The 21083-nt window shown below is 61.8% G+C and carries 23 protein-coding genes; 16 read left to right on the top strand and 7 right to left on the bottom strand.

The window, feature by feature from the left end; all coding sequences use genetic code 11:
- Positions 1-275: 275 nt before the first annotated feature.
- The gene (locus AAFP29_RS02045; protein ID WP_419216321.1) at positions 276-1052 is read right to left on the bottom strand and encodes an acyl-CoA thioesterase; all 777 of its coding nucleotides are present in this window, start codon (positions 1050-1052) and stop codon (positions 276-278) included.
- Positions 1053-1125: 73 nt separating this feature from the next.
- Complete coding sequence (locus tag AAFP29_RS02040; protein WP_419215636.1) at positions 1126-2142, bottom strand: phosphotransferase family protein; 1017 nt, start codon at positions 2140-2142, stop codon at positions 1126-1128.
- 155 nt (positions 2143-2297) lie between these two features.
- Between AAFP29_RS02040 and AAFP29_RS02035 the strand changes: the two genes are divergently transcribed.
- From AAFP29_RS02035 to AAFP29_RS02005, 7 genes are all read left to right on the top strand, one after another.
- Positions 2298-2954 carry a YoaK family protein gene (locus tag AAFP29_RS02035; RefSeq protein WP_419215635.1) on the top strand — a complete coding sequence of 219 codons (657 nt, stop codon included), beginning with the start codon at positions 2298-2300 and terminating at the stop codon, positions 2952-2954.
- Between the two features lie 135 nt (positions 2955-3089).
- Positions 3090-4559 carry a class I adenylate-forming enzyme family protein gene (locus tag AAFP29_RS02030; protein ID WP_419215634.1) on the top strand — a complete coding sequence of 490 codons (1470 nt, stop codon included), beginning with the start codon at positions 3090-3092 and terminating at the stop codon, positions 4557-4559.
- 114 nt (positions 4560-4673) lie between these two features.
- Positions 4674-6518, top strand: a complete 1845-nt coding sequence (locus AAFP29_RS02025) for a DUF3556 domain-containing protein (RefSeq protein ID WP_419215633.1) — start codon at positions 4674-4676, stop codon at positions 6516-6518.
- A complete protein-coding gene (locus AAFP29_RS02020; RefSeq protein WP_419215632.1) occupies positions 6515-7942 on the top strand; it encodes a phytoene desaturase family protein in 1428 nt (475 codons plus the stop codon). The genes AAFP29_RS02025 and AAFP29_RS02020 overlap by 4 nt, the downstream gene beginning before the upstream one ends.
- Positions 7939-9255: a PucR family transcriptional regulator gene (locus tag AAFP29_RS02015; RefSeq protein ID WP_419215631.1), complete on the top strand. Its 1317-nt coding sequence runs from the start codon at positions 7939-7941 to the stop codon at positions 9253-9255. Before AAFP29_RS02020 ends, AAFP29_RS02015 begins: the two co-directional genes overlap by 4 nt.
- Before the next feature lie 70 nt (positions 9256-9325).
- Complete coding sequence (locus AAFP29_RS02010; protein WP_419215630.1) at positions 9326-9931, top strand: carboxymuconolactone decarboxylase family protein; 606 nt, start codon at positions 9326-9328, stop codon at positions 9929-9931.
- The gene (locus AAFP29_RS02005; protein WP_419215629.1) at positions 9928-10797 is read left to right on the top strand and encodes an RNA polymerase sigma-70 factor; all 870 of its coding nucleotides are present in this window, start codon (positions 9928-9930) and stop codon (positions 10795-10797) included. Before AAFP29_RS02010 ends, AAFP29_RS02005 begins: the two co-directional genes overlap by 4 nt.
- 7 nt (positions 10798-10804) lie before the next feature.
- On the opposite strand, the gene AAFP29_RS02000 is transcribed toward AAFP29_RS02005, so the two are convergent.
- Positions 10805-11218 (bottom strand): hypothetical protein, encoded by a 414-nt coding sequence (locus tag AAFP29_RS02000; protein ID WP_419215628.1) that lies wholly within the window; start codon positions 11216-11218, stop codon positions 10805-10807.
- Between the two features lie 319 nt (positions 11219-11537).
- On the opposite strand from AAFP29_RS02000, the gene AAFP29_RS01995 reads away from it, so the two are divergent.
- The 5 genes from AAFP29_RS01995 to AAFP29_RS01975 all read left to right on the top strand — a co-directional run bounded on the left by AAFP29_RS01995 (position 11538) and on the right by AAFP29_RS01975 (position 13669).
- Positions 11538-11663 (top strand): hypothetical protein, encoded by a 126-nt coding sequence (locus tag AAFP29_RS01995; RefSeq protein ID WP_419215627.1) that lies wholly within the window; start codon positions 11538-11540, stop codon positions 11661-11663.
- 174 nt (positions 11664-11837) lie between these two features.
- A complete protein-coding gene (locus tag AAFP29_RS01990; RefSeq protein WP_419215626.1) occupies positions 11838-12089 on the top strand; it encodes a hypothetical protein in 252 nt (83 codons plus the stop codon).
- A gap of 109 nt (positions 12090-12198) precedes the next feature.
- The gene (locus AAFP29_RS01985) at positions 12199-13080 is read left to right on the top strand and encodes an oxygenase MpaB family protein (protein ID WP_419215625.1); all 882 of its coding nucleotides are present in this window, start codon (positions 12199-12201) and stop codon (positions 13078-13080) included.
- A 23-nt stretch (positions 13081-13103) separates the two neighbouring features.
- Positions 13104-13283, top strand: a complete 180-nt coding sequence (locus AAFP29_RS01980) for a sigma factor (RefSeq protein ID WP_419215624.1) — start codon at positions 13104-13106, stop codon at positions 13281-13283.
- Between the two features lie 5 nt (positions 13284-13288).
- Positions 13289-13669 carry a hypothetical protein gene (locus AAFP29_RS01975; RefSeq protein ID WP_419215623.1) on the top strand — a complete coding sequence of 127 codons (381 nt, stop codon included), beginning with the start codon at positions 13289-13291 and terminating at the stop codon, positions 13667-13669.
- On the opposite strand, the gene AAFP29_RS01970 is transcribed toward AAFP29_RS01975, so the two are convergent.
- Positions 13661-15058, bottom strand: coding sequence for a glycosyltransferase family 39 protein (locus AAFP29_RS01970; protein ID WP_419215622.1), 1398 nt, complete (start codon positions 15056-15058; stop codon positions 13661-13663). The genes AAFP29_RS01975 and AAFP29_RS01970 overlap by 9 nt on opposite strands.
- A gap of 133 nt (positions 15059-15191) precedes the next feature.
- On the opposite strand from AAFP29_RS01970, the gene AAFP29_RS01965 reads away from it, so the two are divergent.
- The 3 genes from AAFP29_RS01965 to AAFP29_RS01955 are packed head-to-tail and all read left to right on the top strand — an operon-like array spanning position 15192 to position 18043.
- Complete coding sequence (locus tag AAFP29_RS01965; RefSeq protein WP_419215621.1) at positions 15192-16802, top strand: cytochrome b; 1611 nt, start codon at positions 15192-15194, stop codon at positions 16800-16802.
- Positions 16799-17206, top strand: coding sequence for a hypothetical protein (locus AAFP29_RS01960; protein ID WP_419215620.1), 408 nt, complete (start codon positions 16799-16801; stop codon positions 17204-17206). The genes AAFP29_RS01965 and AAFP29_RS01960 overlap by 4 nt, the downstream gene beginning before the upstream one ends.
- 21 nt (positions 17207-17227) lie before the next feature.
- Complete coding sequence (locus AAFP29_RS01955; RefSeq protein WP_419215619.1) at positions 17228-18043, top strand: nuclear transport factor 2 family protein; 816 nt, start codon at positions 17228-17230, stop codon at positions 18041-18043.
- Here the strand turns inward: AAFP29_RS01955 and AAFP29_RS01950 are convergent.
- Together AAFP29_RS01950 and AAFP29_RS01945 are read right to left on the bottom strand one after the other, a co-directional pair.
- Positions 18033-18230, bottom strand: a complete 198-nt coding sequence (locus AAFP29_RS01950) for a toxin-antitoxin system HicB family antitoxin (RefSeq protein WP_419215618.1) — start codon at positions 18228-18230, stop codon at positions 18033-18035. The genes AAFP29_RS01955 and AAFP29_RS01950 overlap by 11 nt on opposite strands.
- Positions 18230-19114, bottom strand: coding sequence for an SPFH domain-containing protein (locus AAFP29_RS01945; RefSeq protein WP_419215617.1), 885 nt, complete (start codon positions 19112-19114; stop codon positions 18230-18232). Before AAFP29_RS01945 ends, AAFP29_RS01950 begins: the two co-directional genes overlap by 1 nt.
- 126 nt (positions 19115-19240) lie before the next feature.
- Here AAFP29_RS01945 and AAFP29_RS01940 point away from each other — a divergent pair, with 126 nt between their 5' ends.
- Positions 19241-20602: an aspartate aminotransferase family protein gene (locus tag AAFP29_RS01940; protein WP_419215616.1), complete on the top strand. Its 1362-nt coding sequence runs from the start codon at positions 19241-19243 to the stop codon at positions 20600-20602.
- 4 nt (positions 20603-20606) lie between these two features.
- Here AAFP29_RS01940 and soxR read toward each other — a convergent pair whose 3' ends face one another.
- Entirely contained in the window at positions 20607-21059 is a 453-nt protein-coding gene (gene soxR, locus AAFP29_RS01935) for a redox-sensitive transcriptional activator SoxR (RefSeq protein ID WP_419215615.1), read from the bottom strand.
- Positions 21060-21083: the final 24 nt, after the last annotated feature.

Genomic DNA, 21083 nt, shown 5'->3' with positions numbered 1-21083 from the left:
GTCTCGGGTACACATCCAATCGATGTCATACGTATTCCCCGGTTAGGCGTCGATCAAACATCGGCCGCTCCAACGTAGGCCCTCGTCGTCGACGGCTACCTGATAATTCGCTATCGCAACGCGGCCGTTAGCTGATGGCAACCACGCGGACTCGCGAGGACTGACCGAACCCCGCTATTTCGATCGATATTCCCCCAGATACCGCCCTGCCACCCCCATTGACAGATAACCCGATCCCGGACGGTGGGGCCACAACAATCAACCGCGAACCGAAACTACCCACGCCACAAGGCTTCCTGGCTCGTCGATGCGATCAACTCGCCATCATTGGCGACAATCGCGCCGCGTACCAACCCCCGCGCACCGGCGGTGGTCACCGGAGTGATGTCGTAGCAATGCCACTCGTGCGGGTCGAATGTGCGATGAAACCATATCGAATGATCAAGGCTGGCAGCGAGATTCGGCGTCATCAGCGCCTTGAGCGATGCACCGGGCGGCCGGGCGGCCGGTACCGGCCCGATGTCGGATAGCAGCGTTAACACGCAGGCCCGCAGCAGTGGGTTGTCGGCTACGGGTCGGCGGGTCCGGATCCAGAACGGCGCCAGAACAAATGGTTCCGGGTCGCCGGCACGACCGCGCATTTCAAAGTCCTTCGATAGGGCCATCGTGGTACCCACCTCTACCGAATCCTCAAGCGCGAGAGCGGGAACCGGCGGGGTGTAGCCATCTGTTCCCGGCTCAGGACGATGGAAGGACGTGATCATCTCGAAGATGGCGACGTCATTCTGTTCTACGGTTACCCGACGGGTCGCGAATGATCGGCCATCGCGAACTCGCTCGACCCGCAATACGATATCCACCCCATACTGCCCGCCGCGAATGAAATACGCGTGCAGTGAGTGCGGCAGTTTGTTGCCATCGACGGTCGCCCCTGCTGCGGCGAGGGCGCGTGCGGCGATGAATCCGCCGAACAGTCGGCCGTCCTCACTCCCGCCGGGGCTGCGCCCGACAAACGTGTCTCCGTCGCGCGTGAAACTCAGCAGCGCGGCCATTCGGGCGTCTTCGGCCACTGGTTCTTTATCGGTCACCAATTGAGCTTGGCAGATGGTGATGTTTCCCCGTGAATCAACCCGACAAGATCGTCAACGCCCGCTCGGCCAGCAGACCCGGCCGACGGGTCAGCAGGTCAAAGTCGACGTCCACTGCCTCACCCATCGCACCAGCGCGATACCGAACCAGCACCCCCTCCGCAATACAGGCCAAGCGCCACAGGGCAAACGCGTGGTAGTAGTCGATATCGGACGCATCGTATCCGGTCGCGTATTCGTATCGGCTAACCAGCTCATCAGGGGCGAGGAAACCTGACCCGGCACTTGGTGCCCACCCGACGACATCCGGCGACGACCACGTCGAGACCATCCACCCGACATCGGCGAGTACATCACCGACGGACCAGAGCTCCCAGTCGAGGATTCCGCGGACTGCTCCCGCGTCGTCGATCAGCAGATTCCCGAGTCGATAGTCACCGTGCACCACGCCCACATACCTCTCCGCTGGCCGGCGATCCACCAGTAGCTGGTACGCCTGCGACCATTCGGCTGTGGCGCCGCGGGAGCCTTCGATCTGTACCGACCAACGCCGCAATTGACGTTCGAGATACGTACCCGAGCGTCTGAATTCATCGAACTCGGTTGTCTCACAAGGGATGAGGTGGAGTGCGGCTAGGGCATCGATGGCCCCTTCGGACAATTTGCGCTGCATCGCGGCGCTGAATTGCTCCGCGTCGTCGTCGCATTCCACAACAATGCCGGGCAGGTACTCCATCACGTAGAACTGCGCGCCGGTGACCGCGGGCTCGCTACAGAACGCGATCGGTGTGGGAGTGGGAGCCACCGATGGCTGCAACAAGCTCAGAATCGACCACTCCCGCGTCATGTTGTGTGCTGTCGGCGCGGTCGACGTGAGGGGCGGCCGCCGCAGCACCCAGCGTCCGCCGCGCGCATCATCGACAAGGTAGGTCAGATTCGATCGACCGCCAGCCAGCTGGGTAAAGTCCAGCGGCAGAACCGAATCAGGCACGTTAACAGCGAACCAGTCCGAGACCGCCTCGACGTCAATTCCAGCTGGCGAGTGCGTTGACATACAAACCTCGACAAATCCTAGTTTTGCCTCTCCTGGCGACGAGGTCACGAAAAGCGCTCTGCCGCAAAGGTCACCCTGTCACATCAGCCGGTCGATATCTGCGTTACTGCGATCGTTGCGTTTGCTTCGATGACCGACGCGGCTACCGTAACCACATGCAAACGATCCGTCCCCGCGAACTGGTCTTGGCTGTCATATTGACCGGCACCGCCGGCTTTCTCGACGCGGTGGGATTCTTGAATCTCGGCGGCTATTTCGTTTCATTTATGAGCGGCAATACCACTCGCATGTCTGCCGAGTTCGTCCACGGTTCGTGGACTTCAGTCGGCAAGGCCTTCGGCATCATCGGGCTATTCATCGCCGGCGCCGTGCTCGGCTCGGTGCTCGCACGATTCGGCGATGGCCGAGTGACTGTTCTGGCCAGCACGACCGGCGTCGTCGGGCTGTCCGCGCTCGCAACTGCGGCGCACTGGTTTCCGGTGCCGCCGATTTTGATCGTCGCAGTCGCAATGGGGATACTCAACGCCACCTTCCTGTCGAATGGCGAAGTCTCCGTCGGCCTCACCTACATGACAGGCACCCTGGTCAAGGCAAGTCAGCGCCTCGTCGACGCCTTCTACGGCGGCCCACGTTGGTTATGGCTGCGCTATTTCGGCCTCTGGCTCGCCCTCGCTTTAGGCGCACTGCTGGGAGCATGGGCATATACCCAGATCGGACTCGACGTCCTGTGGTTCGTATTCGCCGCGCTGGGACTGATCACGGTGGTCACCTGGCGAATCCGCACACAATCAGCCATCAGCGACGCTGACTAGCTCCATTGTGCGCGGAGCACAACGGACCGAACAAAGTCTGGCCTCACAGACCGTTTCCCATCACATTTCTGGGCCATAGTGTCGTAGCTCACAACCAGTTCCTCACAATCAGTTCCTGTTGGAAGGCTCCGCACCGTGACCCGATCTTCTTACTTCGCCTGGGATGCCGTCGACAATCCCGATGCACCCTGCGTCCGCGACGATTCCGAAGCTCTGAGCTACGCCGACTTCGCCGACCGCGTCGAGGCGTGCGCGGAACAGCTGGGCGTACTGGGCGTAGAACGCGGCGACGTCGTTGCCACCTTCCTCGCCAATAGAGTCGAACTACTGGTCGTCCTGATGGCAGCCTGGCGATTGGGGGCGATTGGCACACCGGTCAATCCGGCGTTCACCGCCGACGAGGCCGAGTATCAACTGGCCGATGCGCAGGTGCGCGTCGTCGTCGGCGATACCGCCGGAACACCCGACCCAGATCGAATCATTCTGCAGACCAACGACATTTCCCAACTGCCGAGCGCCAAATGGCGGGCACCGCGAGCGCCGCACCCCGACGAAGACGCACTACTCATCTATACGTCGGGATCCACCGGACGTCCCAAAGGAGTTCGCCTCACTCATTCGAACTTGCATTTCATGGCGGCGTCGATGGTGACTCATTGCCGCCTCACCGCACAGGATCACGCACTACTCATCCTGCCTCTGTTTCACGTCAATGCCATCTGCGTGAGTTTCCTCGCGCCGATGCTCGCCGGCGCCCAACTGTCAGTGACCGGAAAGTTCTCGGTCAGTAGATTCTTCGATGATGTGAGCCGCCTTCGACCTACGTATTTCTCCGCTGTCCCAACCATTTACGCACTACTGTCCTCCCAACACGACGCTCCGCCGGCTCCGCTCGAATCAATTCGCTTCGCGATCTGCGGTGCCGCCCCGATCTCCCGGGAACTTCTCGACAGGGCAGAGTCATTCTTCGGTTTTCCCATCGTCGAGGGATACGGATTGACCGAGGGAACGTGTGCGTCGGCCTGCAATCCTGTTGCGGGCGTTCGCAAATTGGGTACCGTCGGGCCCGCCCTGCCCGGCCAGGTGATACGCATCGTCGACGCCGAGGGGCGCGATGTTCCCGTCGGGCAGACCGGCGAAGTCATCATCGGGGGCCCAAATGTCATGCGCGGCTATCTCAATCGCCCCAAGGCCACGGCCGATACTGTCATCGACGGCTGGCTCCACACCGGCGATATCGGGCTGCTCGACGACGACGGCTACCTGTCCATCGTCGACCGCATCAAGGACATGATCATCCGGGGCGGCGAGAACGTTTATCCCAAGGAAATCGAGAACGCTCTCGCCACCCACCCGGCAATCCTCGAATGCGCCGTCGTCGGTGTGCCCGATGACCTTCATGGTGAAGTTCCTGTCGCGTACGCCGTGGCCTATCCCAACCACGAAGTCACCGTTGCCGAACTGATCGCACACCTCGACGCACGGCTTGCCCGGATCAAACGTCCGGTCGCCATCCACCTACGGCCCGACCTCCCCCGCAACCCGGTCGGCAAAATCGACAAGCCCACCTTGCGGTTGAAATCACCTACCCCCCAAACGATTTAGTCCCTCGCACGCTGAGCGACCTCGCGATCGAGAAGCGGTCGGCGAGCAGATACCTCATGCGCCAGTCACCCGGCGGGCGCACCATCCTCCGCATATCCGTGATTGGAGAAAACCATGGGATTCACCCAGCCCGACTTCCCGCCGGTGGAGCCGGAAACCTTCCTTGAGAAGCCGTTCTTCGAGCGCATTCGCATCCTTGGCACGCATTGGGCCGAATATGGTTTCGGCACACCGAAGATGGTGCATGTCATATACTTGCTGAAGGTGTTCGTACTCTATATCGGCATCGGATTGTCCATTGCCACTTTTACTTCCGGGCTCAACGTCCTGCAGGTGACCGACTGGTGGAATGAGCCGATTGTCTACCAGAAGGCCGTGCTGTGGACGATCCTCCTCGAGTCCATCGGACTTGGCGGATCCTGGGGACCGCTGGCCGGGCACTTCAAGCCGATGACCGGCGGAGTTACCTTCTGGGCTCGCCCCAGAACGCTTCGCTGCCCACCGTGGCCGGGCAAAGTGCCCTTCACCGCCGGTGACTCGCGCACTATCTTCGATGTTGTCGTCTATCTGGCAATCTTGTCCAATCTCATTGTTGCGCTGGCACTTCCGGGCAAAGACACGTCATCGCTCAATGCTGTCGTCGCCGACAACCACGGCCTAGTGAACCCACTTCTATTGATCCCGTTGCTGGTGCTATTCGCGGTCATCGGCCTGCGCGACAAAATCATGTTCATCGCCGCGCGCTCCGAGCAGTATCTTCCAGCGGTGTTCTTCTTCAGTGTGCTGCCATTCGTCGACATGATCATCGCGCTCAAGCTGCTCATCGTGACAGTGTGGGTCGGAGCGGGAATCTCCAAGCTGGGCAAGCATTTTTCGATGGTTATTCCACCGATGATCTCGAATACACCGTGGCTCGCCAACAAGGCGATCAAGAGAATGCACTACCGGTCATTCCCCAACGACATGCGGCCGTCGAAGCTGGCCGGCACTGTTGGTCATGTGCTCGGCACCCTCGTAGAGGTGATCACCCCGCTGGTATTGCTGTTCTCCACCAACAAATGGCTGACGCTCGCCGCGGTGATACTGATGGTCGCCTTCCACATCTTCATCTTCTCCACCTTCCCGCTCGCCGTGCCGCTTGAATGGAACATCCTGTTCGCGTGGGCCGCTGTCTTCCTATTTTGGGGTTTCCCCGCGTGGGGCGGTTACGCGCTAACCGACACCTCGATGCCGTGGGCGATCGGCGCGATCGGCGCAGCGCTCGTCTTCTTCCCGATACTCGGCAACCTGCGTCCGGATCTGGTGTCCTTCTTGCCGTCGATGCGTCAGTACGCGGGCAACTGGGCCTCTGCCACTTGGGCTTTCGCACCGGGTGCCGAGGAGAAGCTCAACGATTTCGTGGTGCGCTCCTCGCCGAATACTCGAACTCAACTGCTGGCTTCGTATCCGCCCGAGGTCGCCGACGTTGTCATGCATCAGATGCTTGCGTGGCGTTCGCTACACAGTCAGGGCCGTGCGCTGTACTCACTGATGAGCCGCCACCTCGGCGATGACATCAACACGTACACGCTGCGCGAGGCAGAGTTCGCCTTCAACTCGTTGGCAGCGTTCAACTTCGGTGACGGCCACTTCCACGACGCGAAGTTCATCGCGGCCCTCCAGCGCCGATGTGGCTTCGCTCCCGGCGAGTTCATCGTCGCCTGGATCGAGTCCCAGCCGATCCATAAGTCAACCCAGGCATACAAAGTCATCGACGCCGCGCTGGGGGTGATCGAGACCGGCACCTATCGGGTGGCCGACGCCGTAGCTGAACAGCCGTGGTTGCCCAATGGGCCGATTCCGTTCGAGGTGGACTGGACTCTCCCCGTTGACGCTGGCCGCGCCGTGACGGACCCTGGTGTGGTGCACGAACCACAGTTGCGGACCACTGACCGCGAGCAGAATGAGGTCAGGCGGTGACCACTGCCGTCGTTGTCGGCGGCGGGCCCAACGGGCTCGCCGCCGCACTGCACCTCGCCCGAAACGGTGTCGACGTGCAAGTCCTGGAAGCTTCCGACGAAGTCGGCGGCGGTGCCCGCTCAGGTGAACTGACCGTCCCGGGCGTCATCCACGACTACTGTTCGGCTTTCCATCCGCTCGGTGTCGGCTCGCCGTTCTGGGCCGCCGTCGGACTCGAACGCTACGGCCTGGAATGGAAGTGGCCGGAAATAGACTGCGCGCATCCGCTCGACTCAGGTGATGCCGGTTTGCTCTACCAGTCGATCGATCGGACCGCTGACGGCCTGGGCGCCGACGCCAAGCGATGGCGGATGGCATTTGGCGACCTGGCCCGCGGATTCGACGACCTCGCGCACGACCTACTTCGTCCAATCGTCAACGTGCCATCGCATCCCCTGCGGCTGGCGGCATTTGGCCCGCGCGCCCTGCTACCAGCAACCGCCCTCGCCAAATGGTTTCGAACCGAACCAGCTCGCGCACTCTACGGCGGCATCGCAGCGCACGCGTTTACCCGGCTCGACCGCCCGCTCACCGCATCACTTGGATTGATGATCGGCGCGAGCGGGCATCGGTTCGGCTGGCCCGTCGCTCGGGGCGGATCAGGTTCTATCACTTCGGCTTTGGTCGCAGCGCTCGACGACGCAGGCGTGAAAATAGCAACGGGTATTCGGGTCAGCAGCCGGGCCGATATTCCTCCCGCCGATCTGGTCCTGTTGGATCTCACGCCAGCACAGGCACTTTCGATCTATGAAGGCGACATGCCCGCTCGCATTTCGCGCTCCTACCGCAACTACCGGATCGGATCGTCGGCCTACAAGGTCGATTACGCGATCGAGGGCGACATCCCCTGGACTAATCCCGCCTGCGGCCATGCCGGCACCGTTCACCTCGGCGGAGACTTCGCCGAGGTCGCAGCTTCCGAACGACAACGCGCCCAAGGGATCATGGCCGACCGTCCCTTCGTGCTACTCGGACAGCAGTACCTCGCCGATCGAACTCGGAGCAACGGATCGATCAACCCGATATACGCCTACGCTCATGTACCGCGCGGTTTCGACGGCGACGCAACCGAAGCGGTCACCGCTCAGATCGAACGGTTCGCACCCGGATTCCGCGACCGGATAGTCGCGACTCATTCCACAAGCACCCGCCAACTACACACGCATAACCCGAATTTCGCCGGCGGTGACATCATCGGCGGCTCCAACGATGGCCTTCAGATTGTCCTTCGACCGCGAATCGCGTTAAATCCCTATGCGATCGGTGTCGACGGCGTCTTCCTTTGCTCACAATCAGCGCCGCCCGGCGCAGGCATTCACGGGCTGTGTGGCTACAACGCCGCACAGTCGGCGCTGCGGTATCTGAGCCACCGCGACCGCCGATGACATCGGCACGGGTAGGCGACGAGGGCGATGCCGCCCGACGTCGCCTTGCGCGCGTCCCGGCGATGGCCGATCAAGAAGTCCTCGCCTGTGCCGCCACCGTGGCGCGACAACTCCGCACGGACTATCCCGAGGTTGTGAGTGACGTGACCACCACCCTGGCCCGCGAAATCGACTATCTAGATGCCGATCCGATAATCCACGAATTACTCGATGCCAGTGTGCAGGGCAATATCTCGACGATCATTCACGTGCTAGCCAACGATATCCCGGTAGACCATCTCCAGCCGACCACCGCAGCGGTCGAATACGCTTTGCGTCTCGCCCAACGCGACGTCCCGTCGAATTCCCTTGTGCGGGCCTACCATATGGGGCAAAGCGTGGTGATGCGACGCTGCTACCGACTCGTCGACGAGCTCATGCTGCCCGCGCCCGCCGCGATGGCGGTGACCCTGCACATCTCCGACGTCATCTTCTCCTACATCGACTGGATCACGCTTTATGTGTTCCAGGCCTACGAGGACGAACGTCGACGTTGGCTCGGGGCGGAGGGAAATGTGCTGTCTTCCACTGTCCACCAACTACTTTCCGCCGCCGACGCCGACACTGCCCTATTTGAGCGTGAGACCGGTTACCCGGTCGACCAGTTTCACCTGGCTGTGATCGCATGGTCCGCCGACGAGGCGTCCGACCTCACCGACCTCGATCGTTCGGTACGGACCCTGGCCGCGAAACTCAATTCCGATGGACCGCCAATCGTCACCGCGATCGATCGGAGGACCGTCTGGGGCTGGATCCCGCTGGGTGCTCGCAACCGCGTCGTCGATACCTCGGCTGTCGCCGGGCTGATGAGCACCGACGCGAGAACTCGGATAGCCCTTGGACTCCCAGCCGACGGCACGCGAGGGTTTCGGCGATCGCATGCGCAGGCTCAGGCCGCATTCTCGGTTGCCACGGCCCCGAACTCGCCAACCGGCGCTGTCATCGGCTTCGGCGACCGTGGCATTGCGGTGGTCTCATTGCTTGCCCGCGACCTCGACTCCACGCGCGCCTGGGTTCGCGAAGTTCTTGGAGATTTGGCCGACGACACTCCTACGGCCGGCGACCTGCGTCAGACCCTGTCGGTCTTCTTCGCCAACCGTGACAGTCATCTCCGCACCGCTGAGCAACTGAACCTGCACCGAAACACGGTGAAATACCGCGTCGACAAGGCGATGGGCGAAACGTCCGCCAACGGTGACCGGCTAGATCTGGCGTTGGCACTCGCGGTCTGCGAGTTTCTGGGATCGACGGTTATCGGTTCGGATCGAAACTAATTCTCGCCGACCTGTCACACATTCTCCCCGAGCGGTGTCTCATGTACGACCCACCGAACTAGGAGGAACAATGACCACCACTCGTCTCCCTAAGAAAGAGCTCACCGGCGTCTACGGCAAGCTGGTGAAAATCATCGGCACCAAGATGGTCGGCGCGGTTCCCGAACCAGCCGAAGTCATGTGGCACAGCCCCCGAGTTGTCAAGTCACTCAATGCTTTTGGCGGCAAGGTCCGCAAGTGGAACGACTGTGACGAAGCCCTGAAGACCTTTGCGCACATGGCGGTCGCCTCACTGGTTGGCTGCTCGTGGTGTCTCGACCTAAACTACTTTCTGGCCCACACCGAAGGACTCGACGAGCGCAAGGCGAGTCAGGTCCCGCGTTGGCGCGACTCCGATGTCTTCACGCCGCTCGAACGCGACGTATTGGAGTACGCCGAAGCGATGACGCAGACGCCCCCAACGGTAACTGACCAGATGGTCGATGGGTTGACCACACAGCTCGGCCCGGCCGCTGTCGTCGAATTGACGGCGGCGATCGGCTTCGCAAACGCGACCACGCGGGGAAACAATGCTCTCGGCATCGAGTCCCAAGGGTTCTCTGCCGCTTGTGAATTCACGCTCGCCCAGCCGTCCCGGCCCGGTGCCAGCGCACAACCGTTAGCCTCGAAAGCGTGAGTGTCGATCCCTTTGTGGACCATCGCAGCCTGCTCTTCACGGTCGCCTACGAAATGCTTGGCTCGGCGGCCGACGCTGAAGACATCGTGCAGGAGGCTTGGCTGCGGTGGTCCGCCGTCGATCAGGCGACTATCAGCGAACCGAGAGCCTATCTGGTCTCCATCGCTACCCGGCAGTCACTCAATCGACTACGCAGCCTGGCGCGACGCCGCGAAGACTACGTCGGCGAATGGCTGCCCGAGCCACTATTGACCACACCCGACGTCGCCGAAGATGTGGAACTCGCCGAAAGCGTGTCGATCGCGATGCTCACAGTGCTCGAGACGCTCACGCCAACCGAGCGAGCGGTCTTCGTACTGCGTGAGGTCTTCGACCTCCCCTATGACGAAATTGCCACCGCGATTGGTAAGTCGACAGCCGCTGTACGGCAGATCGCGCATCGCGCACGCAACCACGTGACAGCCAGACGACCTCGAGTGCGGGTCGACCCGGCCGAGCAGCGGCAGGTCACCGAGCAATTTCTGGCGGCTGTTTCCGGCGGCGACATGCAAGCGTTGCTGGCGGTATTGGCGCCGGACGTGGTGCTGGTCGCCGATGGCGGCGGGGTCGTCAACGCCGCGCGACGCCCAATCACGGGCGCGGGCGCCGTCGCAAAACTGCTCGGCGGTTTGGCCACCGTCGCGCCCGATGCCGTCGTCGAAGCGGGTCCGGTCAACGGAGCACCGGGCGGACGAGTCATCGTCGGCGGTCAGCTTGACACAGTGGTCAGCGTGACCATCGAAGGCGGCGTGATTACCCATATCTATGCGATTCGCAACCCAGAGAAGCTAATTCGCTTCAATGACGCGGTATCACTCGATCGGTGAGCGGGTCTCAACAGCGGATATAGCCAGTCCGCGAACGTAGCGGCTCTTCGATAATTCGAGGCCGGTATCCAGCGAGCGCATCAGCGGAAACCGCGACATAGGTCCGATAAATCCCCGGGTAGTCACCCTTGAGGCAGATGCCGCTTACGGTCGTGCGAAAGTTTCGGCCGGTGCTGTTGACTGGGGCCGCGTAGCCCAGCGGGATGATGCCGTTGTAGAGCACCACACTGATGGCAGCCGCCTTGAGCGGCGCGTTACACCGATAGCTGACAGTGGAATAGACCCTGTCGCCAACCTTCTTCGGCGTGGTAACCGTGTGTTTGCAGGTGATCGTCTTGGCTGCTTCGGCTGGTCCCGCCGTGATGATTCCGCCGAGAACCAAGCTGAGCGCCAACGTCGTCGCGGTGATTGCCTTACGCATGATGTGGGTCCTCCCCCCCAAATTACGAACAGCTGTTCGCGCCTCAGCGTACCCACAATTCGAGATCGGACACGATAGATCGCCAATCCCCCACATCACCGAATGCTCAGCACCGAATATTGACCGGCCGAGAACGCAAACCGCGAGTAAAGGACTGCGGGCGATATCCGGCGGGCGGGTTGGCCGAGAGGCCCGAGATCGCCGTATAGGTGCCCGGAATACATACGCCGAGATTCACCGATACCGAAAGGCTCGGCCGGGCCGGGTGGCCGGCGCGGCGTACCCGATCGGGACGGAGCCGTTGTAGAGCATCACGTTGATGCTGACCATTTTGAGCGGCGCGTTACAGCGGAAGCTGGCGGTCGCGCGAATACTGCCGCCCGCCTTCTTAGGTGGCCTGATCGGCGCGCTGTCGGTCGCGCGACCGACGGGCCAGAAGATTTGATGACGGCCAATCATAGTGCTGAATGGGCGATTCAGCATCACCGACATCTGGCCGCATCGGCCCAGTTCATGCGGAGTTCGCTCACCGATTTGTCGCCAGACGCACAGATTCCCCTACACTGGCCGGGACGACAGCAAACAACACCGCGCCGCAGGCGCTGGAAAGGCAGATGACATGAGCCGGCTAACCTCACGTTTCACCAAACGCGCCCTGGTTGCGGGCATCGCGGGCCTCGGCCTCGCCGGTGCACTCGGCTTGGCCGCCGCACCGGCCAGCGCCGCGCCGACCAAGCCGCCGTCAAAGTCCGACATCCAGAACTCACCGACCACCGACAACATTCGGCTGGCACTGGACAAACTCGCGGAAGACAACCCGAGCCTGGCCCCCGCGATCGAACTCGCCAAGGGCGCACTGGGCGCCAAGTAGAAATTCCACCAAAACGGGCCGTCCCACCTGAGTGGGGCGGCTTGTTTGCGTTCTGCAGTCACTCAAACCGACAATTGACAACAAGCGTTTTCAGATTTACCGTCAGTTCATGAGGACACCGTTTCGCCAGCGGGACGTACCGCCGACGACCATTCCGCAAGCAACCACAGCGCTGTTCTTCGGGATGGGGGTGGCCAACATCATCATGCAGTTGTCGATGCCTGCCGTGGGACGCGGAGTATTCGAAAGCCGCGTCGACTCAGGCAGTGCGTATCGACGCGTGATCAAGCGTCAGCGCACCACCGGCCAGTATCTCGCCGTTGCGATCGTCGGTTCCACCTCCGACAAACTCGCGTATCACACCGCGGTGCGTGAAGTGCACCGTCACGTGCATTCGACGGCCGATTCTCCGGTTCGCTACAGCGCCAACGACCCGGCCCTTCAACAATGGGTCGCCATGTGCCTTTTCAAGGGTTTCCTCGATTCTTGGGAACTCACCTACGGCGTCCTCGACGCAACCGCGCGCAATCATCTTCTCGCGCAAGGCAAGTCACTCGGCACCACCTTGGAGATGCGCGGACATGACTGGCCGGCCACGTACGAAGAGTTCGAACGACGTTGGGCAGCAACCCTTCCCAAACTATCTATCGACGACGACGTGCGCGGCCACCTCACTTCCCTCGCCGATCTTTCCTTCCTGCACTCGCAATGGGGCCTGGCCGGACGCATCGTATCGCGGGCACTGGGACCGCAGCTCAAGTTCATGACACGAGCAACGCTGCCAACAGAGTTTCGCGCGATGATGGGATGGACGTGGTCCGAACGTGATCAACGGAAGTTCGAGCGTATAGTCGCGCTACACCGGGCCGTCGACTTCCTCGCCCCCTGGTTAAGTCCGGCATCGCTCCGGGTCTACATCGTCGACCTCCGGGTCCGCCAGGCCTTCGGATTGCCGACGCTCGGCAAACTTAAGGTCCGCCCCGCCGCCTGAGTTCACTTGTAAACTCGGGCAACATGAATCGCCAGTCAGATCACCTCGCCGATGCCCTCGCGGTATTCACCGAGGAGCGGCCACGATTGTTCGGCATTGCCTACCGGATGCTCGGCAGCATTGTTGAAGCCGAAGATGTAGTCTCCGACACCTGGCTGCGCTGGCAACAGGCCGACCGCGCCGGGATTCGTAATCCGCTCTGACCACGGTGACTACCCGGCTGGCCACCAACGCACTGGAATCCGCCCGACTCACGCGCGAATCGTATCTCGGCCCTTGGCTACCGGAACCCGTTGACACTAGCGCGGATCCGACGCTCGGCGCCGAGACAACAGAAGCTCTCGATCAAGCGGTTCTACTACTTCTCGAGAACCCGATCGGCGGCACGATTGAGATCGGCGGGCCGGAGAAGCTACCGATGCACGAGTTCATCCCGGCGGTGCTGGCACAGCACGACGACCAACGGCCGATCATCGTCGACGAACACGCGACCTACTTCGGAACCGAGCTGACCGATGACAGCCTCGTGCCCGGACCGAATGCGGAATTGGGCCAATTTGCCTACGAAAAATGGAGTACTTCAGTGTGATTCGGATTTCGTCAAGCTACGGAAGGTGTCGACGACGGCATAAATCACGCTGATCACGGCAAGGGCCATCATTGAGCCGTAGACGGTCAGTGCGGTATCACCGCGACCCGAGGTGTAGCCACCGCTTCCGCCGCCGGGACCGCCCAGGCCACCACCGGGACGGCTGCCGGGACCGTGTCCACCGCCCGATCCCGGATGTCCGCCAGGCGTTTGGCCGCCGCGATGGCCTTGCCCGCCACCGAACCCTCCCATCGCGTGCCCCTGATCGCCACTCAGCGACGAGTGGTAGACGCCGATCGCGCTGGCCTGCACCAGGATCGGAACAATCATGTACCGCACTGGCAAGAAGAACGCGAGCAGCACGGTAAGGATCTCGGCGATGTAGAAGTATCGATCGTGCATAGCGGGCAGCAGAAAGGGCACAATCACCGCGCTGGCCGTGGACACCAACAGAATCGTCATGGCTGTCACGGGGGGCTTGCTCCACACCGACCATCCGAGGAAGGCCACGATCATCGCTGCCGCACAGGCTATTCCAGCGTGAGCGAGCCAGGTGGCATCACCGCTGATCGGTATCAGTTGGTAGAGATTCGCCGCACCAAGGGTGAGCTGTTTGTACGAGTCGGTCTGATCCAGGTATACCGACAACACGGTTCGCCAGGGCGCTCCGACGACCAGAGCGGGAACGTCGAGCAGCAGATACACGGCCGGAATGGCGAGCAATGAGTACCACGGCAGCTTTCGACGCAGCAGCAGGAATGCCAGGACCGGCAGCACGAAGATTGCCTGAAGTTTGAAGGCCAGTGCGAGACCGAAGAATACGCACGCCCAGAATGGGTTCCGGCGCCACTCGTCACGCGCGTGAGCTCGCATTAGGAAATAGACTCCGCCGACCGCGCAGGCGGAGTAGACGGCATCGGCCTGACCCCAGATCGAGCCGTTCGCGACCACCGAGGGCAGAAGAAGCATGAGTCCGAAGGCTAAGGCGCGCAACCAGAATCGCTCGGTTTTCAGCGCGACGATCCGATAGGCGAAGACTGCCAGCACCACCTCGAAGATGACTGAAATCAGCTTCACGCCAAGTAATGCCGGGATGTGCAGGTAGGTCAGGATCGCCAGCAGATACAGATAGGGATAGTTGTAGTCGGCGAATTTCTCCTTGAAGGCGGAGAAGCCACCCGCGTCGGCGATCTGCTGGTACCAGCGACTGAGGAACGCGCGATAGTCCATCGTCTCGAAGTCGACGAACTGGTAGCGGATCATCAGTGCGACCAGAACGATCAGGGACAGTGCGCCCCACCGGACCCACCGCGGTGGCATATGCGGTACCGATCCGCGCGAGTCTTCGTCGACCCCGGCCGTTGGGGAGTCGAGCAGCATTGTGGCCATGACGCCACTATGGCGATCGAGACTGTGAAGTCAGTGGGAGCGGACTGTGGGGTCATTGCCCCTTCCCAAACGCACCCCGGCGTTCTACTATCGGCTGTAGTAGAAGCCGCAATCTGCACGTTGGGAGCAGGCCATGGCCATCTCTACCCACATTTCCAGACAGGCTGGCGAAGTCGATTCGCGGTATCACCTGGCGGCCGGGCTACGGCGCCAGATCAACAAGGTCTTTCCGACCCATTGGTCATTCCTACTCGGTGAAATCGCCCTCTACGCGTTCGTCATCCTGTTGATCTCCGGCGTCTATCTGACCCTGTTCTTCGATCCATCGATGGCCGAGGTCGTTTATCGTGGCTCATACCAGCCGCTCAACGGCGTGATGATGACCAAGGCATACGAGACCACCTTGAACATCTCCTTCGAGGTACGCGGTGGGCTGTTCGTACGTCAGGTACATCATTGGGCCGCGTTGCTATTCGCGGCGGCGATCGTCACCCACATGCTTCGCATCTTCTTCACCGGAGCATTCCGTAGACCGCGTGAGGCGAACTGGGTCATCGGTTGCATACTGCTCATCCTCGCCCTTTTCGAGGGCTTCTTCGGATACTCACTGCCCGATGATCTGTTGTCCGGCACCGGAGTTCGCGCCCTCACCGCAGGCGCGCTAGGACTGCCGGTGGTGGGCACCTGGGTTCACTGGGCACTATTCGGCGGCGATTTCCCCGGCGACATCATCATCCCGCGCATGTACGTCATCCACGTCCTGTTGTTCCCCGCCATCATCCTCGCACTGATCGGCGCGCACCTCGCCCTGGTCTGGTACCAGAAGCACACCCAATTCCCCGGGCCGGGCCGCACCGAGAAAAACGTTGTGGGAGTGCGGATTATGCCGATCTTCGCCGCCAAGGCCGGCGCTCTGTTCGCCATCGCCTTCGGAGTGGTGGCCATTATGGCCGGCATCTTCCAGATCAATCCGGTCTGGGTGCTAGGGCCGTACAACCCGGCTCACGTCTCGGCCGGATCTCAGCCCGATATCTACATGATGTGGACTGACGGGCTGCTCAGATTGATGCCCGCATGGGAGGTGTACCTGGGCGATTACACTGTGCCGGCATCGAATTGGGGCGTCCTGGTGATCGGCCTGATCTTCACCTCGATGCTGACCTACCCGTGGATCGAGAAACGATTATCCGGCGACCGCGCTCATCACAATCTGTTGCAGCGGCCACGGGATGTGCCGGTGCGGACCGGCATCGGCGCGATGGCGGTGTCGTTCTATCTCATCCTCACCCTTGCTTGTATGAACGACGTCATCGCACTGAAGTTCCACGTATCCCTGAACGCGACTACCTGGGCCGGCCGGATCGGGCTGATCGTTGTTCCGCCGCTTGCCTACTTCGTCGCGTATCGCTGGGCACTGGCACTGCAACGCGCGGACCGCGCGGTGCTCGAACACGGCATCGAGACCGGCATCATCAAACGTCTGCCGCAAGGTGAGTACGTCGAGATCCATCAACCCCTCGGCCCGGTCGACGACCGCGGCCACCCGATCCCACTCCCCTATCAGGGGACGGCTCTACCCAAACGAATGAACAAACTCGGATCGGCTGGTTCTCCGGGAGCCGGGACATTGCTGCTGGCCGACCCACCAGCCGAACAACGGCTGGCAGAAATTCAGCAACGCGAGCATACTCGATCTGAAAAGGCTGTGCTGCAAGAACTTTCCGAGCGACAGGATGCACCATGACTACGCTAGGGTGGATCGTCGCGGCGATAGCCGTAACGGCGTGGGCCGTGTCCTATCGTCGATCCACCGCGCCCGTGCGCGATCCACATTTCTTCATCGCGGTCTCACACCTCGACGCCGGAATCCGCCGGCCGTCGATAGCCGAGGCTGAATTGATCGACGAGAAGCATCACCTGGAGACTCGGGCGATGTGGCCCGCCGCGATTGTCGGCGTCCTATCCGCCGTCGGCGCATTATTTCTGGTTCTCGGCAATTTCTACGCAAAGGATATCGTCGAGATCCGTTGGATCGCTTGTGAATTGGTGGCAATCTCACTCGTGTCCGCGGTAGTAGCCACCTCCTGCGCGGCTCGCACCGGCCGGCGTGCCGCCAGCCAGTCTCAGCTCTATCGCCACGCACGCTAGAACAAGTTCTAATATCGACCCATGACAAGACCGGCGGATAGATCCGCTCTATTGGCCACGGCGCTCCGATCACCCGACGCGACCGCGGCCCACGATCGCACCGCATGGCTGAACCTGTTCACCGACGACGGCACCGTGATCGACCCGGTCGGGTCGCGTCCGCACCGGGGCCGAGACGCACTCGGCAAGTTCTACGACACGTTCATCGCCCCTCGCGAAATCGCCTTCTCCTCTGACGCAGACGTCGTATCCGGCCAGTCGGTGTACCGCGACGTCACGCTCGCGGTGCGACTAGCTACGTCGGTGACGATCGACGTCCCGGCGATCCTGCGCTACGACATCGCCGTCGACCAAGATGCCCTGCGAGTGTCGCAACTCCGCGCCTACTGGGAGTTGTCGCCAATGATCGGAGCACTTGTCCGCAATGGCCTCGCGGCGGTTCCGGTCGCCGTCGCACTCTCCGCGGCGATGCTGCGTAACCAGGGTGTCGCTGGCACCGGAGGCTTCCTCACCGCGTTCCGACGTCCCGGACATCACGCCGTCGACACACTTCGCGAACTAATCGAGGGCGCGTCAACGTCCGAACACCAAATCGCCGGCCGCACCGTCGAGTCATCCGTCCCCACCACAGTCAACGGCCGTCTACTCGACTCAGCGACGGAACTCGTTGCCGCCCTTGATAATGCGCGCGGCCGAAAATACATCGCCGCCGGCACCACAGTCGCTGCGGTACTCGACCACGACCAGTGGACGGGATTCATCTTCGCCGAATTCAATCGGTCAACGCCAACCTCGCTGGCGGTCGTCACCGAGCCACGCCGAACACCTACTTCTTAGGCGCCCGGCCAGCCTCATCGAGCGCTCGACGGAGCGCGTATTCGATCTGCGCATTGACGCTGCGCAGATCGTCGGCCGCCCATTTGGCGAGTGCTTCATGGACGGCCGGATCAAGCCGCAGCAAAACCTTTTTCGGCTCTCGTTTTCGACGGCGCGGCGGTGGCTGCGCTGTGCGCTCGGGCGTCATCAGGCGTAGAGCGTACCCGCGTTGACCACCGGTTGAGTGGCACGGTCACCGCAGAGCACCACCAGTAGGTTCGAGACCATCGCGGCACGCCGCTCCTCGTCGAGTTCGACGACTCCCTGCTCGGACAGCCGGTCCAGCGCCAACCCGACCATTCCGACCGCGCCCTCGACAATCTGTGCGCGCGCGGCCACCACCTGGGCGGCCTGCTGGCGAACCAGCATTGCCTGTGCGATCTCGGGGGCGTACGCGAGATGCGTGATACGCGCTTCAATGACCTCGATACCGGCGGATTGGGTACGTTCGCGAAGTTCGTCGGTCATTTCCTCGGCAACCTGAGCGCCGTCGCGCAGACTCATTCGCTCTTCGTTATGCGAGTCGTAGGGACGGGTGGTCGCCAGATGCCGCACCGCAGCCTCGGACTGGGTCTCGACGAACTCCTCGTAATCGTCGACGCTGAACGCGGCCTTGAAGCTATCGGTCACGCGGTAGACCACCACTGCGGCGATCTCCACCGGGTTCCCGTCGGCATCGTTAACTTTGAGTTTCTGCGTCTCGAAGTTGCGCACACGCAGCGAGATACTGCGCCGATCGGTTAGCGGGAGAACCGCGAAGAAGCCTGGCTCGCTTACCGATCCGACGTAGCGACCGAAGAACTGGATCACTTTGGCTTCGTTGGGGTTGACGATCGTGAGTCCAGTCGCCACGGCGAGGATGACAAGCGCGACGATGCCAGCGACGATGGCGCCGACCAACGAACCGACCGCGTCATTGTTGGCGAAGTCGACAATGCCCAGCACTAATCCGGCAACCGCTGCCACCAGCACCACAAACCCTGGCAACAGCACCGCGAATCCGTTCCAGCGAACGGCCTGACGGAGTTCCATGTGTACCTCCCAAGTTTCGGCCGCCGTTTGGCGACCTATCAAAGTGATATCACATTGATAGTTTCGACGCCAAGTTGATCGGCCGGTGTAGATTTCACCTTCACCGCACTTGAAGGGACGCTGGGTATGAACCTCGATGACGCCATCGCCGCCGGGCGCCGAGCATATGAGCTGGACCGCAAGCACGTCTTTCACTCGTGGTCCGCGCAGAAGCAGATCGAGCCGATGACAATCATCGCCGCCGCCGGCTCATACGTGTGGGACGGCGAAGGACGCAAACTGCTCGACTTCTCCTCACAACTTGTCAACACCAACATCGGACATCAGCACCCCACGGTGACCGCGGCCATCGCCGCCCAGGCCGCGAAGTTGGCAACCATCGCGCCGCAGTATGTCAACGACGCGCGTTCGGAGGCCGCGCGTTTGATCAGCGAGCGCACCCCCGGCGACCTCAATCGGGTGTTCTTCACCAACGCCGGCGCCGATGCCGTCGAGCACGCGGTGCGGATGGCCCGGCTGCATACCGGCCGATACAAGGTGATGGCGCGTTACCGCTCGTATCACGGAGGCACCGACACCGCGATCAATCTGACCGGCGATCCTCGACGCTGGCGCAACGACTACGGAAATAGCGGCGTGGTCCGCTTCGACGGACCGTTCTTGTACCGCAGCGTCTTTCATGCCGAGAACGAGGCACAGGAGTGCGAGCGAGCACTTGAGCACCTCGAGCGAACAGTCGCGATGGAGGGACCCGACACCATCGCGGCGATAATCCTCGAGTCGGTCCCCGGCACTGCGGGCATCATGGTTCCGCCACCGGGGTATCTGGCCGGCGTTCGCCGGATCTGCGACCGCTACGGCATCGTCTTCATCGCCGACGAAGTAATGGCCGGATTCGGGCGGACCGGAAAGTGGTTTGCCATCAACAACTTTGATACGGCAGACGGCCCGGTGATACCCGACCTCATCACCTTCGCCAAGGGAGTGAACTCGGGTTACGTTCCGCTCGGCGGTGTCGCCATCAGCGACGCCATCGCGGCGACGTTCGCCGATACCGCATATCCGGGCGGGTTGACCTACTCCGGTCATCCCCTGGCGACCGCAGCCGCCGTGGCCACCATCGAGGCGATGGCGTCCGAAGGCATCGTCGAGAACGCCGCGCGTATCGGTCGCGACGTACTCGGTCCTGGATTACGCGAACTCGCGCAGCGACATCGCAGCGTCGGCGATATCCGCGGGATAGGCGTGTTCTGGGCGATCGAACTCGTGACCGACCGAGTAACCAAAACGCCGCTCGCACCCTACGGGGCATCGAGTCCGGCGATGACTGCCGTGGTCGGCGCGTGTAAGGACAATGGGCTGCTGCCCTTCGCCAACTACAATCGGATTCATGCGGTGCCACCCTGCAACGTATCCGAAGACGAAGTGCGCGAAGGACTTTCAATCCTGGACCGAGCACTCGACGTAGCCGATGGCTACGTCGTCTGAACGACTACGCCAACCCATCCATCAGCCGGTGCGGCCCGGGGCCCTGTTTCGCCATCTCGTCATGTGGGTTGAGTAGTCGGCAGTCGGTCATCGACAGACAGCCGCAGCCGACGCACGAGCCCATCAGGTCGCGCATTCGCTCAAGCAATTCGATCCGCCGGTTGAGATCGGCTACCCATCGTCGCGAGGCCTGCTCCCACATCTTTGGCGTGGGGGATTCGCGAGATCCCAATGCACTCAACACTTCTGAAATCTCCGACAGTGGGATGCCAGCGGCTTGCGAGGCTTTGATGAACGCGACGCGACGCAGCATCGCGCGGTGGTACCGACGCTGATTGCCCGACGTGCGGCGGCTGAAGATGAGCCCCAAATCGTCGTAGTAGCGGATCGCCGACGTCGCAACACCGGAGCGGTCGGCGAGTTCACCGACCGTCAGTTCCAAATGCTGCGCGGTCACCCGATCACTGTACCGCCAAATCAA

The organism is Gordonia sp. CPCC 205333 (assembly GCF_048537885.1).
In the GTDB taxonomy this organism is placed as follows: Bacteria; Actinomycetota; Actinomycetes; order Mycobacteriales; family Mycobacteriaceae; genus Gordonia.
Note: the sequence above shows the minus strand (reverse complement) of the source record. Positions and strands in the feature narration are given on the sequence as shown.

What these genes read in the sequence shown, in the direction of transcription:
- AAFP29_RS02015 (WP_419215631.1), top strand. Translation starts at nt 7,939, where the DNA reads ATGACATCGGCACGGGTAGGCGACGAGGGCGATGCCGCCCGACGTCGC.
- AAFP29_RS01950 (WP_419215618.1), bottom strand. Translation starts at nt 18,230, where the DNA reads ATGACGCCCGAGCGCACAGCGCAGCCACCGCCGCGCCGTCGAAAACGA.
- AAFP29_RS01980 (WP_419215624.1), top strand. Translation starts at nt 13,104, where the DNA reads ATGAATCGCCAGTCAGATCACCTCGCCGATGCCCTCGCGGTATTCACC.
- AAFP29_RS01960 (WP_419215620.1), top strand. Translation starts at nt 16,799, where the DNA reads ATGACTACGCTAGGGTGGATCGTCGCGGCGATAGCCGTAACGGCGTGG.
- AAFP29_RS01940 (WP_419215616.1), top strand. Translation starts at nt 19,241, where the DNA reads ATGAACCTCGATGACGCCATCGCCGCCGGGCGCCGAGCATATGAGCTG.
- AAFP29_RS02040 (WP_419215636.1), bottom strand. Translation starts at nt 2,142, where the DNA reads ATGTCAACGCACTCGCCAGCTGGAATTGACGTCGAGGCGGTCTCGGAC.
- AAFP29_RS01965 (WP_419215621.1), top strand. Translation starts at nt 15,192, where the DNA reads ATGGCCATCTCTACCCACATTTCCAGACAGGCTGGCGAAGTCGATTCG.
- AAFP29_RS01945 (WP_419215617.1), bottom strand. Translation starts at nt 19,114, where the DNA reads ATGGAACTCCGTCAGGCCGTTCGCTGGAACGGATTCGCGGTGCTGTTG.
- AAFP29_RS01995 (WP_419215627.1), top strand. Translation starts at nt 11,538, where the DNA reads ATGCTGACCATTTTGAGCGGCGCGTTACAGCGGAAGCTGGCGGTCGCG.
- AAFP29_RS01985 (WP_419215625.1), top strand. Translation starts at nt 12,199, where the DNA reads ATGAGGACACCGTTTCGCCAGCGGGACGTACCGCCGACGACCATTCCG.
- AAFP29_RS02000 (WP_419215628.1), bottom strand. Translation starts at nt 11,218, where the DNA reads ATGCGTAAGGCAATCACCGCGACGACGTTGGCGCTCAGCTTGGTTCTC.
- AAFP29_RS02010 (WP_419215630.1), top strand. Translation starts at nt 9,326, where the DNA reads ATGACCACCACTCGTCTCCCTAAGAAAGAGCTCACCGGCGTCTACGGC.
- AAFP29_RS02045 (WP_419216321.1), bottom strand. Translation starts at nt 1,052, where the DNA reads ATGGCCGCGCTGCTGAGTTTCACGCGCGACGGAGACACGTTTGTCGGG.
- AAFP29_RS01990 (WP_419215626.1), top strand. Translation starts at nt 11,838, where the DNA reads ATGAGCCGGCTAACCTCACGTTTCACCAAACGCGCCCTGGTTGCGGGC.
- AAFP29_RS01970 (WP_419215622.1), bottom strand. Translation starts at nt 15,058, where the DNA reads ATGGCCACAATGCTGCTCGACTCCCCAACGGCCGGGGTCGACGAAGAC.
- AAFP29_RS01955 (WP_419215619.1), top strand. Translation starts at nt 17,228, where the DNA reads ATGACAAGACCGGCGGATAGATCCGCTCTATTGGCCACGGCGCTCCGA.
- AAFP29_RS02025 (WP_419215633.1), top strand. Translation starts at nt 4,674, where the DNA reads ATGGGATTCACCCAGCCCGACTTCCCGCCGGTGGAGCCGGAAACCTTC.
- AAFP29_RS02035 (WP_419215635.1), top strand. Translation starts at nt 2,298, where the DNA reads ATGCAAACGATCCGTCCCCGCGAACTGGTCTTGGCTGTCATATTGACC.